12 protein-coding genes are annotated in these 12,902 nt (G+C 63.9%); 2 read left to right on the forward strand and 10 right to left on the reverse strand.

Features of this window, described 5'->3' with window-relative positions; translation table 11 throughout:
* Positions 1-22: 22 nt before the first annotated feature.
* The 6 genes from GA829_RS02965 to GA829_RS02990 are packed head-to-tail and all read right to left on the reverse strand — an operon-like array spanning position 23 to position 7,147.
* Entirely contained in the window at positions 23-484 is a 462-nt protein-coding gene (locus tag GA829_RS02965) for a MarR family winged helix-turn-helix transcriptional regulator (protein WP_195177089.1), read from the reverse strand.
* Positions 481-1,065, reverse strand: coding sequence for an amino acid synthesis family protein (locus tag GA829_RS02970; protein ID WP_195177090.1), 585 nt, complete (start codon positions 1,063-1,065; stop codon positions 481-483). The genes GA829_RS02965 and GA829_RS02970 overlap by 4 nt, the downstream gene beginning before the upstream one ends.
* Positions 1,058-1,942, reverse strand: a complete 885-nt coding sequence (locus GA829_RS02975; RefSeq protein ID WP_195177091.1) for a UPF0280 family protein — start codon at positions 1,940-1,942, stop codon at positions 1,058-1,060. Before GA829_RS02975 ends, GA829_RS02970 begins: the two co-directional genes overlap by 8 nt.
* Entirely contained in the window at positions 1,942-3,483 is a 1,542-nt protein-coding gene (locus tag GA829_RS02980) for a 6-hydroxynicotinate reductase (protein ID WP_195177092.1), read from the reverse strand. The genes GA829_RS02975 and GA829_RS02980 overlap by 1 nt, the downstream gene beginning before the upstream one ends.
* On the reverse strand, positions 3,480-6,290 hold the full coding sequence (locus GA829_RS02985; RefSeq protein ID WP_195177093.1) for a molybdopterin-dependent oxidoreductase: 2,811 nt from the start codon (positions 6,288-6,290) through the stop codon (positions 3,480-3,482). Before GA829_RS02985 ends, GA829_RS02980 begins: the two co-directional genes overlap by 4 nt.
* Entirely contained in the window at positions 6,287-7,147 is an 861-nt protein-coding gene (locus GA829_RS02990; protein ID WP_195177094.1) for an FAD binding domain-containing protein, read from the reverse strand. The genes GA829_RS02985 and GA829_RS02990 overlap by 4 nt, the downstream gene beginning before the upstream one ends.
* A 359-nt stretch (positions 7,148-7,506) precedes the next feature.
* Here GA829_RS02990 and pncA point away from each other — a divergent pair, with 359 nt between their 5' ends.
* Positions 7,507-8,121, forward strand: a complete 615-nt coding sequence (gene pncA, locus GA829_RS02995) for a bifunctional nicotinamidase/pyrazinamidase (RefSeq protein ID WP_195177095.1) — start codon at positions 7,507-7,509, stop codon at positions 8,119-8,121.
* A gap of 134 nt (positions 8,122-8,255) precedes the next feature.
* Positions 8,256-9,581, forward strand: a complete 1,326-nt coding sequence (locus GA829_RS03000) for a sodium:proton antiporter (RefSeq protein ID WP_374940381.1) — start codon at positions 8,256-8,258, stop codon at positions 9,579-9,581.
* Here GA829_RS03000 and GA829_RS03005 read toward each other — a convergent pair whose 3' ends face one another.
* Genes GA829_RS03005 through GA829_RS03020 form a run of 4 tightly spaced genes read right to left on the reverse strand, consistent with a single transcriptional unit; the run spans position 9,582 to position 12,860 of the window.
* Positions 9,582-10,301: an ABC transporter ATP-binding protein gene (locus GA829_RS03005; RefSeq protein ID WP_195177096.1), complete on the reverse strand. Its 720-nt coding sequence runs from the start codon at positions 10,299-10,301 to the stop codon at positions 9,582-9,584. It abuts the gene before it with no gap.
* On the reverse strand, positions 10,298-11,023 hold the full coding sequence (locus tag GA829_RS03010; RefSeq protein ID WP_195177097.1) for an ABC transporter ATP-binding protein: 726 nt from the start codon (positions 11,021-11,023) through the stop codon (positions 10,298-10,300). The genes GA829_RS03005 and GA829_RS03010 overlap by 4 nt, the downstream gene beginning before the upstream one ends.
* Complete coding sequence (locus GA829_RS03015) at positions 11,020-11,982, reverse strand: branched-chain amino acid ABC transporter permease (RefSeq protein ID WP_195177098.1); 963 nt, start codon at positions 11,980-11,982, stop codon at positions 11,020-11,022. The genes GA829_RS03010 and GA829_RS03015 overlap by 4 nt, the downstream gene beginning before the upstream one ends.
* Positions 11,979-12,860: a branched-chain amino acid ABC transporter permease gene (locus GA829_RS03020; RefSeq protein WP_195177099.1), complete on the reverse strand. Its 882-nt coding sequence runs from the start codon at positions 12,858-12,860 to the stop codon at positions 11,979-11,981. The genes GA829_RS03015 and GA829_RS03020 overlap by 4 nt, the downstream gene beginning before the upstream one ends.
* Between the last annotated feature and the right edge of the window lie 42 nt (positions 12,861-12,902).

Below are 12,902 nucleotides of genomic sequence, written 5' to 3' on the forward strand. Positions count from 1 at the left end.
TCTGGCGCTCGGCGGAAACGAACTACGCCAGTCTCGCCAGCAGCTTCATGAAGGTGGCGATCTCCTTGGCCGAGAGCGGGGCCAGCGTCTCTTGCGTGATCTCGCGTGCCAGCGGGATCAACCGGTCTATGGCCTCGCGGCCTTCCGCCGTCAGATTAACCAGCAGCCGCCGCTTGTCGACCTCGTGCTTGGAAAGCTCGACCAGGCCGCGCGCCTTCAGCCGGTCGATGACCCCCTTGACCGTCGCTGCGTCCATGGCGATCAACGTGCCAAGCTGGTTCTGCGAGGTCTCGCCGACATCACGCAATTTCGCCAGGGCGGCGAATTGCGGTGGAGTCAGGTCGGCGATGCGCGCGGCGAAGATCGAGACATGGCGCTGGTGCGCCTTGCGCATGATGAAGCCGACCTGCTCCTGCAGGTGATAATCCTGATCGTCAGGCGCTTCGCCCTCGACCAGCTTGAGCAGATTGTCCTCGCCGCTCACCGCAGTCCGTCCCAGGCCTTGATGTCCTTGGCCGCCAGGCCGCCCATGCGGTCATGCACGCGCGGGCCGCAAGTCATGGCCAGGCAGAACAGGATCTCGTCGGCGCGCGGACCGTCGCTCATGCCGACTTCCATGGCGTCGAAATGGCCGCGCACATAGGCAGCGTTGATGTGGCCCAACGGCACGTCAAGCCGTGCGCCGAAAGCGCCAACCTTCTTGGCCGAAGGCACGATCGCCTTGGCGTCGCCGAGCCGCTCGCGCATGGCATAGCCGCCCGGCACATGCCACAGCGCGCCATGCTCAAGCTCGCCCGCCGATCCGACAATGGCGCCCTTGCCGTAACCGTCGATCTGCTTCACGTCGCCGCCCAAGGCCGCGATCAGGCGATCGGCCAGCATCAGGCCGAGCGGCTTCAGATCATCCATGGCGCTCTGCAGGTCTTCCACATAGCGGCCGGCGAACGGGTTCTTCACCAGCGCCATGGCGGCGGCGCGGCGGCGCGGCGCGGATGCGGCTGGGCCGCCATCGTGAAAGATTTCTTCGGTCAGAACCGCGATCTTGCGGACCGGAAACTCAGGCATGGGCAAATTCCTTCCCTGGACTTTTGTTGGGCGCGGCAAGTGCCACCGAGCCACTGATGCGGGTTTCCCCGCCAAGAAACAGCGCCGATGCGACAATCAGGCCGCGCCGGCGAAAATCTTCCGCGACAGCAAGGCCGTTGTCCAGCGCTCGCACCACGTCGCCAGATGCAAGCGTGCCAACGCCTTGTGTCACCAGCCGCGCGCCGAGGTCACTGTCGGGCGACAGTTCGAATGCCGGGATACGCTTGATCGCGGGATTGCCGGGCAAATTCACCGCATTGGCAATGAGCGTCGCCGCCGCGTCGGCCTCGGCACTGGTCCGCGCCAGCACGGTGACGGCGTCGGCGATGCCGAGCGAGAAGGAGCGGCCGCGCCAGCCGCTGGTGGCGACACCGCGAACACCATCTTCCGCTCGGATTGCGATCCGGTCCGCCATGACGTGGTCAGTGCCGGCGATCGCCAGCCGCATCGACAGGCCCCTGCCGATATGAAAAGCGCTGTCGCCGCCGTTGTTGACATAGGCGCGATCGAGCCTGCGACCGGCGAGCAGCGCGGCGAGCATTTCGTCGGCTACCGATCCTGCGACGGCGGCCATAGGCGTTATGAAGGATTCCGCCAAGGGGATGACGGCTGCTTCCATGCGGCGCGCCGTTGGGCTGTCAAAGGTGCGCGGCGCCAGGAAAAATGCCGGGAGCCGCAATTCGGGAAGCTCCTTGACCAGCTCGATCAGGATCGTCTGGAAGCGCGCGATGGCCTGCTCATAGGCCAGGTGGCACTCCTGTGCGTCGCCGAAGGCCTCGATGATCAGGTCGATCGGCCCATGGTTGAGGTGCAGCCGCTTTCCGTCCTGCAGCCAATGCGCTTGCGGGCCGTCCATTATCCAGCCTCGTTCGAGGCCGCGCGGCGCAGTTGCGCCAGCGGCGGCCACGGATTGCCCGACGGCGCACCCGTACCCTGTCGCGGATTGAGGTATTCTCCGCCCTTGGCAACGATATCAGCGACACTGCGGATCTCCGCCTCGTAGCCGCCGAGCCGGATGTAATCGTCACGGCGCAAGGTGAATTCGATCGGTGCCACCAGCGCCGGCGTCGGCACATAGCCGAAAGCGCCTTCAGGTACTCGCGTGACATCCACCATCAGCGTGATGCCGCCACCGGGCCAGACATAGACCGGCGCTCCGCCGACCGTCACATAGGTGGTCAGGCCTTGCACCGAGCGGGTGAGATTGACCGGGTTTTCCGTGACACCGGCGCGCAACGAACCGCCGGCACCGCCGATGAACAACACCGTGCACAGCGCCGGTTCGCAATTGTCCTCGATCAGGCCAACGGATTTTTGCAACCGCTCCGGGAACGGCTTCTGCACCGGCTTCAGGTCATCGTCGAGTTCGTAATAGGCAAACTGCTCGCCCGTGGTCGAGACCATCAGCAGCGACAGGCCCGGACGCGCGCCCTTCTTGGCATTCCACTCGCCGAGGATCGACAGCGGATCGGAAATGCTGGTGCCACCCCAGCCAAGGCCGGGCTCCGACACCTTGAAATAGCGGCCAGGCGTCGAGCGGCGGCCGATGATTTTTATCCCGGTATCCTGCCAGCCCAGCACCTTGCCGGCCTGATGCTCGGAAACGACGCCGGTGATGTGGTCGTCAACCACCACCACTTCGTCAACCAGGCCGCGCCACTGGGTGGCGAACATGCCGATGGTGGCGGAGCCGCAGCCGACGCGCATGCGGTGCTCGACCTTGCCGTCGATGACAGGTGGTTTGCCGGCTTCGACAATGACCGTGGCGCCGCCATCGATCGTAAGCTCGACAGGCTTGCGGTTGCACAGGTTAAGCAGGGCATCGCAGGTGGCGCGGCCTTCCGCTTTGGAGCCGCCGGTCAAGTGATGCACACCGCCCAGCGACAGCATCTGCGAACCATATTCGCCCGTGGTGACATGGCCGATCGCCTCGCCGGCAGCGCGGACTATGGCGGTCTCGGGACCGAGATGGCGGTCGGTGTCGATCTTCACCTTGACGCCGCAGTAGGAGAAGATGCCCTCGGTGACGACGGTGACCAGATCGACGCCCTCGACTTCCTGGCTGACGATAAAAGGAGCAGGCTTGTAGTCGGGATAGGTGGTGCCGGCACCGATGGCGGTGACGAAGCGGCGGCCGGTGTTGACCAGCTCGCCACCCCACGCCTCGCCCTCGGCAACGAAAGGCACCATGGCAGCGCCGGTCTGCGAGGCATGATCGAGGATGGTCAGCGGGTCCATCCGCACGATCCGGCCACCGACATTGCCGTAGCGGTCGCAGGCTCCGGTGCGGCCATCGGCGATATAGCACATGACCGGACAGGCATCGCAGCGGATCTTTTCCGCCACCAGCTTCTCGCCGGGGTCGTGGGTTTCGAAACGTTCGGCAAGCTCGCTCATGCGCGTGCCTCCTTGTCGCGAATGGCGGCGCGAATGCGCGTCGGCGTCGCCGGAATTTTTGTGACCAGCACGCCGGTGGCGTGGCGGATGGCGTTGAGGATTGCTGGCGCCGTCGGGATCAGCACATGTTCGCCCAGCCCCTTGGCGCCAAACGGACCTTCAGGATCGGGAACCTCAACCAAAATGGTCTCGATGGGCGGTACATCGCCAATCGTCGGGATCAGGTAGTCATGCAGGTTTTCGGTGCGGCCCGGAATATACTCTTCCATCAGCGCCATGCCGATGCCTTGCGCGATGCCGCCCTCGATCTGGCCTTCGACCAGCAGCGGGTTGATCGCCTTGCCGACATCGTGGGCCGCGGTGATCTTGATCAGCTTCACCGTACCGAGCTTGAGGTCGACCTCCAGTTCGGCGATCTGCGCACCATAGCCATAGACCGCGTATGGTTTGCCCTGACCCTTGGCATCGAGCGGCAAGGTCGGCGGATCATAAGTCTCCTCGGCGCGGAAGACAAAGCCCTCCGCATCGACGTCGAGCGCCGCGAGATCGATGCGGCGCGCGGCCTCGCCCTCGCGAATGAGGATCGCCGAGCCGTCCAGCCGCAGGGATGCGTTCTCGGAGACATTGGCAAAGCGCAGGATCTTTTCGCGCAAGGCGCGGCCGGCCTTCTCGGCGGCCTTGCCGGTGACGAAGGTCTGGCGTGAGGCGGACGTCTTGCCGGCATCGGGCGTGATCGCCGTGTCGGCGCTCTTCAGCCGGAATCTTTCCAGCGGCAAGCCAAGCGCATCGGCGCAGATCTGGGTGATGACGGTGTTGGAGCCCTGGCCGATATCGACGGCACCCTGATGCAGGATGATATCGCCCGAAGCAGAAACGCCGACCCTGATGGTGGAGGGGTTGGGCAGCGAGGTGTTGCCGCAGCCATACCAGCACGAAGCGACACCAACCCCGCGCTTGCTTGCATCATTGGCAGCATTGAATGTTTCGGAATCAGCGATCGCCCGCGCCCAGTGCGGCCGCAGCGATTCGAGGCATTCAGCAATGCCGACGCCTGAGTCCAGCCGCTGTCCGGTAACCGTTTCGGAGCCGTTCCGAAGGCAGTTCTTCAGGCGAAACTCGAGGCGATCCATGCCGAGCTTGCCGGCCAGCTCATCATACAAGGTCTCCTGCATGATGGTTGCCTGCGGCACGCCGAAGCCACGGAAAGCGCCCGAGATCGGGCCATGGGTGTGAATGGCGCGGCCTTCGGCGCGGTAGTTGGGCGTCGCGTAAGGACCCGAAGCATGCACCGGCACGCGGTTGGCCACGGTCGGACCCCAGCTTGCATAGGCGCCGGTGTTGAAATCGCCTGAGAAGACCATGCCGGTGACATGGCCGCCAGCGTCGGCGCCGATGGTTGCCTTCATCTCGGACGGATGCCGCTTGGTGGTCGACATCATCGATTCGTTGCGGGTGTAGGCGAGCGCCGCCGGCCGCCCGGTTTTCATCGCCACCAAACCTATCAACGGCTGCAGCGAAACATCAAGCTTGGAGCCGAAGCCGCCGCCGGTCGCGGTCGGCACGATGCGCACCTTGTCGACCGCGAGGCCGAGCACCTTGGCGGTCTCGTCCCGGTCCATGTAGGGCGCCTGGGTGCAGGCGACGACGACAAGCGTGTCGCCGTCCATATATGCATAGCCGGCTTCCGGCTCGATATAGGCGTGCTCGACATAGGACGTGTCAATGGCACCGAAGACCGTGAACGCGGCATCGGCAAGGGCAGCCTCGGGATTGCCGCGTTCGACAAAGCCCTTGGTCAAGAGATTGGCCGGGCGGCTCTCGTGGATCAGCGCCGCGCCATCGCCTTGTGCTTCGCTGGGCAGGAGAAAATGCGGCAGTTCGGTCCAGCGGATGGGAAAGTCCGAAAGGTCAAGATCGAGCATTGCCTCGCGTTCGCCGGCGACCAGCGCCACCGCCTCGCCACGAAGCCGCGAAAAGCCCTCGGCCAAGGCCGGCTGGTCCGCGAAGGGGCCGATGACGCCAAAGCAGTTCTTGCCCGGGACGTCGGCGGCGGTGAAGACACCGGCAAGGCCGGGATGCTTCTTCACCCAACCGTCGAGATCGCCAAAATCGAACCTGGCATGATAGTGCGGCGAGCGGACCACCAGCACCGCCAGCGCATCGGCGGGGAAGGAATCGCCGCCGAACTTTTCGTCGCCGGTGACTTTTGGAACGCCATCGAGGCGGACCGGGGAGGAGCCGATCGCATGGCCCGACAGCGGCAGACGGAAGTCGAGATTGCCGGCATGGCGGGAGGCATCCATCACCGCCGCGATGATCTTCCGGTAGCCGGTGCAGCGGCACAGGATGCCGCCCAGTGCGTCCTGTACCTCGGCCTCGGTCGGACTGGCTTTCGTGTCCAGCAGTGCGGTTGCAGCGACCAGCAGCGCCGGCGTGCAGATGCCGCATTGCGCCGCGCCATGATCGAGGAACGAAGCCTGCAGTGCCGACAGCCGGCCATTGGCGAGGCCCTCGACCGTCGTGACAGCAGTGCCGGCAGCGGAGGCCGCCGACATCAGGCAGGCGCAAACAGGATCACCGTCGACCAGCACCGTGCAGGCGCCACAATCACCGGCATCGCAGCCAACCTTGGTGCCAGTCAGCCGCAATTCGTCGCGCAGCACGGAAGACAACCGGCGCAGCGGCGGCACATTGACGGAGATGGCGGCACCGTTGACGGTGAAGGCGATGCCAGCGCGTTCGACACCAACCTTAATCCCATCCGGATCGGACGGGGCTTCCTTGATTTCATGCCGAACCTGGCTCATGCCGCCGCCTTGTCATCGCTGGCGTGACCGGCAGCTGCGAGCACGGCGCGGGCGACCAGCTCGCGTACCGCGTCCAGCCGATATTCTGCGGTGCCGCGCACATCAGCGATCGGCGACAATTCATTCATCGGTGCGGACGCGACAGCAGCCGCTATTTCATGGCTGGCGGACAAGCCATTCAAGACGGCTTCAACGCCAATGAGGCGCCTGGCCACCACTGAGCAGGAACCGACCGCAACGGCCGCATTTCTTATGATGCCGTCAACGACCAGCAGACGCGCGGCCACCATGGCTATCGAGATGACGAGATAGCGCCGGGCGCCGAGTTTGGCGAAGGCGGATGTGCCGGCGGTAGCCGTCTTCGGCACGCGGATTGCCGTGACCATCTCGCCTGGCAGCAGGGCGGTGCGGCGGTTGCCGAGAATGAATTCCTGGAGCGGCAAATGGCGTGTCGCTAATGCCGATCGCAGTTCGACTTCGGCATCGAGAACCAGCAGGCCTGGCACGCCGTCGGCGGCCGGCGAGGCATTGCAGAGATTGCCGGCAACCGAGGCGACATTCTGGATCTGTGGGGAACCCACCTCTCGCGCGGCCTGCTTCAGCGCATCGAAGGCGGGAGGCAACGGGTAGCGGATGATGTCGGTCCATGTCGTGCGCGCGCCGATGACCCAGTGATTGTCCGTCTCGGCAATGCCGCGCAGCGCTGCCAGACCGTTGATGTCGAGCACGTTGTCGCGGAAAGGCTTGACGCCTTGTGCTGGATAGAAATCGGTGCCGCCAGCCAGGATGCGCCACGCGCCCTCGCCAAGCAAAGCGAGCGCTTCGTCGACATTGGTGGGTTTCGCGTAACGGATCACGCTTTGCCTTCCCGGAAAAGGACCTTGCTGAAAGAACCTTCCAGCATTCGAGCCGGCCAAATTCATTCGTATGCAAATGATATCAAGCTGGCGGGAATTGTCAAAGCCGGAGTTTATCTCAGCCCAGGCGGCACGCATTTGTTATATTTCCGCGGATGATCCCGAAAATCGGAAATCGATTTTCGGAAACGGATCATCCGCAAAATCAAAGTGCTACAGCGTCCTTTGCGCGCCCAATAGGACGCGCGGCGCTGTAGAGGTTGACGCAGCCGGCCATCTGGTCAAGTTTCTGCCTCCGGTCGCATTCGCGGCACTTTTTCAATGGAGCGCATGCGCGCGACACCCAAGAAGGAAGCCCCATGGCCGACGAAGCGCTCGTTGTCATCGACCTGCAGAACGATTTTTGTCCGGGCGGCGCCCTGGCCGTTGCCGGCGGCGACGAGATCGTGCCGCTGGTCAATGACCTGATCCGGCGCACCGAACATGTCGTGCTGACGCAGGACTGGCACCCGGCCGGCCATTCGAGCTTCGCCTCCAGCCATCCCGGCAAGCAGCCGTTCGAGACGATCGAAATGCCCTATGGCCAGCAGACCTTGTGGCCGGACCACTGCATCCAGGGCAGCCTTGGTTCGGATTTTCACTCAGGTCTCGCCTGGACGAAGGCGGAACTGGTCATCCGCAAAGGATTTCGGCCGGAGATCGACAGCTATTCGGCCTTTTTCGAAAACGACCGGACGACGCAGACAGGTCTCGCCGGCTATTTGCGCGAGCGCGGCATCGACAGGCTGACCCTGGTCGGCCTGGCGACCGACTTCTGCGTCGCCTTCTCGGCGCTGGATGCCGTCAAGCAGGGGTTCAAAACCACCGTGCGGCTCGATGCCTGCCGTGGCATCGATCTCAACGGATCAATCGAGACGATGCTGGCAAGGATGCGCGATGCCGGCGTGACGCTTGAAGACCCTACATCCGAATGATGGAGCCTGGACTTCGTCCAAGGAACTTAAGGCGCGCAACAACAGTCTGGACGGCACGCGCCGTCCTGGCTGCAGCGACCCTGTTTCCAGGAATAGCGCTTGCCGCTGAAGAGCATGGGCTGCCAGGGGCGGCGATGCCGCTTTGGTGGGCGCTGCCCTTTGCCGGGTTGCTGCTTTGCATCGCCACCGGGCCGCTGCTGTTCCAGCATGTCTGGGAACATCACTATGGCAAGATATCGGCCCTCTGGGCTGCCCTGGTGATCGTGCCTTTGGCATTTGCCTTCGGCGTGCCCGACGCGGCCGAGGCGGTGCTGCATGCGCTGCTCACCGAATACATGTCCTTCATCATCCTGTTGTTCGCGTTGTTCACCATCTCGGGCGGCATTCTTGTCGCCGGCAACATTCACGGCACGCCGCTGGTCAATGCCGGACTGCTGCTGGTCGGCGCGCTGCTCGCCTCGGTGATCGGCACCACGGGCGCATCGATGATCCTGATCCGGCCGATGATACGCGCCAATGACAACAGGCCGTTCAACGCCCATGTCATCATCTTCTTCATTTTCCTGGTCTCCAACATCGGCGGTTCGCTGACGCCGCTCGGCGATCCGCCGCTGTTCGTCGGCTTCCTGCGCGGCGTCGACTTCTTCTGGACCACTGAAAACCTTTATCGGGAAACTCTGTTCGTGGGCGGCGTTGTGCTGGCCGCCTTCCTGCTGATCGACATCATCTTGCACCGGCGCGAGGACGGCGCGCCAAAGATCAAGGATCCGACGCCGGACTCGAAGGTCCGCATCCGCGGGTTGCCCAACATTCCGCTGCTGGCCGGTGTGATCGCCGCGATCCTGGTTTCCGCCGCCTGGAAGCCCGGCGTGAGCTTTTCCATCCAGGGCGTGACGCTGGAATTGCAGAACCTCGTGCGCGACGCCGTCATCCTGGCGCTCGCCTTCATCTCGCTTGCCGTTTCGCGCAAGGAGTACCGTGAGGCGAATGGGTTCAACTGGGGCCCGATTGCCGAAGTGGCAAAACTGTTTGCCGGCATCTTCATCTGCATCGTGCCGGTCGTCGCCATCCTGCGGGCCGGGCATGACGGTGCGCTGGCGCCGCTGGTCGCGCTCGTCACCTCGCCGTCCGGCGCGCCCAAAGACCTCGCCTACTTCTGGCTGACCGGCGCGCTGTCGTCCTTCCTCGACAATGCGCCAACCTATCTGGTGTTCTTCGAGCTTGCTGGCGGCAATCCCGGCCACCTGATGACCGATCTTGCCTCGACGCTTGCCGCGATCTCGGCGGGCGCGGTGTTCATGGGCGCCAACACCTATGTCGGCAATGCGCCGAACTTCATGGTCTATGCTATTGCCAGGCAGCAGGGCGTGAAGATGCCAAGTTTCTTCGGCTATATGCTGTGGTCGGGCGCGGTGCTGATCCCGACATTCCTGATCGCCGGTTTTCTGTTTTTTGGCTGATCAGCCGACACCGACATAGCGGCGCACCGCCGACGGGTCGGCGCGCAGCGCCTCGACATCGACGGTCTCGCGGTTGCGGCCGTTCTCGATGAACGAGACGCGATCCGCCACCGAGAGAACGGCATCGACCCGCTGCTCGACCAGGATGGTGGAGACGTCCATGTCGCGCAGCTTCGAGACGGTCTCGCGGATCTTGGCGATCATCGACGGCATCAGCCCTTCGGTCGGTTCGTCGAGCAGCAGCACCTGGGGCTCGAGGCAAAGCGCGCGCGCCATGGCCAGCATCTGCTGCTCGCCGCCCGACAGCGTGCCGGAGCGCTGCCGCAGGCGCTGCCGCAACAACGGGAACAAGTCGAGCACGTTTTCGCGTGTCGCCTTGCCCTTGCCGCGCGCCATCAGGCCGATCTCGATGTTTTCCGCCACCGTCATCTCGGCGAAAAGCCGCCTGCCTTGCGGCACATAGGCGACACCGGCCTTCGGTACCTCATGCGCCGGCAGGCCGGTCAGTTCGGTGCCGCCTAGGCTGATCGAGCCGGCACTTGCCGGAACCAGCCCCATGATGGCCTTGAGCGTCGTGGTCTTGCCGGCGCCGTTGCGGCCAAACAGGCAGAGCACCTCGCCCTTGTTCAGGACAAGATCAAGGCCGTAAAGCACCTGGACCTCGCCATAGAAGCAATCCAGTCCCGAGATCGTCAGCGCTTCGGACTTCGCCCCGCTCATGGCGCCGTTCCCAGATAGGCTTCCTGCACCGCGGCATTCTCGCGGATCACCTCGGGCGTACCCTCTGCGAGAATCTTGCCGACATTGAAGACGGTGATGCGGTCAGCCAGTTGCATGACAACAGGCATGTTGTGCTCGATCAACAGCACGGTGGCCGTGGTGGCGATCTCGCGTACCAGCCGGATGAAATTGTCGATCTCGCTGTCGGCCAGGCCCTGCGTCGGCTCATCGAGGATCAGCAGGCGCGGCTTCAGCGCCAAGCCCATCGCCACTTCGAGCAGGCGCTGGTGGCCGTACGACAATTGCCCGGCAGGCATATGGGCACGGTCTGCAAGGCCGGTCTGTTCGAGCGCGCTCATGACGCCGGCGCGCACGGCGCCCTTGGAGCGGCCATCGCTCAACGTGCGCTGCACCGGCAGCGCGACATTGTCATAGGCGGTGAGATTGGCGAAGACGCTGGTGATCTGGAACGTATAGGCGATGCCCTGACGGACCCTGATGTAGGCCGGCTGGCTGGTGATGTCGGCGCCATCGAAGACGATCATGCCGGAAGACGGCTGGATGCGGCCGCTGACCAGGCTGACGAAGGTGGTCTTGCCCGCGCCATTGGGACCGATGACGGCGCGAATTTCGCCCGGCATCAAGGTGAAGTCGACATTGTCGACCGCACGCAGGCCGCCAAAGTCGCGCGACAGCCCCTTGGTGGTCAGCAGCGGCATCATGGCAGCCACCCGAGCCAGCGCTGGCGGATGGATCCCAGAATACCCCTCGGGAAAAACAGCACCAGAAGGATGAGGGCTATGCCGACAATCAGCAGATAGGCGGATGTATAGCCGCTGGTGATGTCGATGACATAATACATGAACACGGTGCCGAGCATCGGCCCGAGCGTCGTGGCCGCGCCACCGAGCAGCACCCAGAGCAGCGGCAGGATGGAATACTGCACCGAGGCGAAGTTCGAGCCGACATAGCCAAACAGCAGCGCGTAGGCCGCGCCCGAGGCGGCGCAGATGGTGCCGGATGCAACGACGGCGGCGAGCTTGTTCGAAAACGTGTCGTAGCCGAGCATCTTTGTCCGCTCCTCGTTTTCGCGGATGGCGATGAGCACGCGGCCATGCCTGGAACGGACAATGGCAAGTGTTGCCAGCAGCGCCAGCGAAAACAGCGTCAGCGCCGTCATGTAGCGGACGGTCGGATTGGTGAGGTCGAATGAGGCCGCGCCAAGATAGAGGACGCGTGCCGGCTGTGGCACGACCATGCCCTGGTCGCCGCCGGTCCAGGCGGCGAAATAGAGGATGACGAGGTAGAAGACTTGCGCGAACATCATGGTGACGATCATGAAGGCGACACCTGTTGTGCGCAGGGCCAGCAAGCCAATGACCAGCGCCAGGACCGCGCCGCAAGCTATGCCGCCGAGAAAGGCCAGTGGCACATTCCAGCCGAGATGAATGACCGCAAGGCCGGCGCCGTAGAGGCCCGCGGCAAAGAACATGGCGTGGCCGAGGCTGAGCAGGCCGACATAGCCGAACAGCATGTTGTAGCCCATGGCGAAGACCGCCAGCACCATGATGCGGGCGAGCAGGCCATGATAATAGTCCGGCAGCAGGAAGCTCAGCACGAAGAGCAAGGCGATGACGCCGAGATGCAAGCCATAGGCTTTTGCCGGCGAAGCTTCGCTCATCGCGATACCGTCCCGAACAGGCCTTGCGGCCGGAATACCAGCACCATGGCGACGAGCAAGGTGGCGATGATCTTGGCCAGGGTCGGCGAGAAGAAAACCGAGATGATGCCATCGGACATGCCGATCAGCACGGCGGCGACAACGGTGCCGCGCAGCGAACCAAGACCGCCGATGATGACAACGATGAAGGATAACAGCAGCGGGTCCTGTCCCATCAGGTAGTGCGCCTGGCTGATCGGCACGATGAGCACGGCGGCAACCGCCGCCAGCATCGCGCCGAGCGCGAAGACACCGCCATAGACGCGGCCGACAGGAATGCCGAAGGCCTGGGCGGTTTCGCTGTCATATTGCGTGGCGCGCATGATCAGGCCAATTTTCGTGCGCGTCAGCACCAGCCATGTCGCGATCAGCATAAGTGCCGAGGCGGCTATGATCGACAGCTTGTAGCCGGAGTAACCGAACCATGGCAGCACGATCCGGTAGCTGAACGGTGGCTCCACCGGTCGCGCTTCCGGACCGTAAAAGGTCAGCGCCAGCTGCTGGATGATATAAAGCATGCCGATGGTGGCGACGATGGTGGCTTCCGGATTGTAGTTGAGCCGGCGCAGCACCAGCCGCTCGGCGACCAGCGCTATGGCGCCGACAATCAGCGGCGCCAGCACCAAAGCCGCCAGGAAACCAAGCGCGGGATGGCCGCCGACCGCCGTTGAAATCGCCCAGGCGAGCACGGCGCCCAGCATGAAGAACTCGCCATGCGCGACGTTGACGACGCGCATGACACCGAACACCAGCGACAGGCCAAGCGCGGTCAGCGCCAGCACGGCGCTGCTGACAAGGCCCTCCAGGGCAGCGAGGAGCAGGTGGGGTCCAAAGTGCATTGGCTATGCGCCCTTGGCGCTCACTGCTGCGGCTTACTGAGT

The sequence above is a fragment of the Mesorhizobium sp. INR15 genome (assembly GCF_015500075.1).
Taxonomy (GTDB): Bacteria; Pseudomonadota; Alphaproteobacteria; order Rhizobiales; family Rhizobiaceae; genus Mesorhizobium.

Coding starts and splice junctions, on each gene's coding strand:
- GA829_RS02970 (WP_195177090.1), bottom strand. CDS start 1,065: ATGCCTGAGTTTCCGGTCCGCAAGATCGCGGTTCTGACCGAAGAAATC.
- GA829_RS02975 (WP_195177091.1), bottom strand. CDS start 1,942: ATGGACGGCCCGCAAGCGCATTGGCTGCAGGACGGAAAGCGGCTGCAC.
- GA829_RS02980 (WP_195177092.1), bottom strand. CDS start 3,483: ATGAGCGAGCTTGCCGAACGTTTCGAAACCCACGACCCCGGCGAGAAG.
- GA829_RS02985 (WP_195177093.1), bottom strand. CDS start 6,290: ATGAGCCAGGTTCGGCATGAAATCAAGGAAGCCCCGTCCGATCCGGAT.
- pncA (WP_195177095.1), top strand. CDS start 7,507: ATGGCCGACGAAGCGCTCGTTGTCATCGACCTGCAGAACGATTTTTGT.
- GA829_RS03000 (WP_374940381.1), top strand. CDS start 8,256: ATGCCGCTTTGGTGGGCGCTGCCCTTTGCCGGGTTGCTGCTTTGCATC.
- GA829_RS03005 (WP_195177096.1), bottom strand. CDS start 10,301: ATGAGCGGGGCGAAGTCCGAAGCGCTGACGATCTCGGGACTGGATTGC.
- GA829_RS03010 (WP_195177097.1), bottom strand. CDS start 11,023: ATGATGCCGCTGCTGACCACCAAGGGGCTGTCGCGCGACTTTGGCGGC.
- GA829_RS03015 (WP_195177098.1), bottom strand. CDS start 11,982: ATGAGCGAAGCTTCGCCGGCAAAAGCCTATGGCTTGCATCTCGGCGTC.
- GA829_RS03020 (WP_195177099.1), bottom strand. CDS start 12,860: ATGCACTTTGGACCCCACCTGCTCCTCGCTGCCCTGGAGGGCCTTGTC.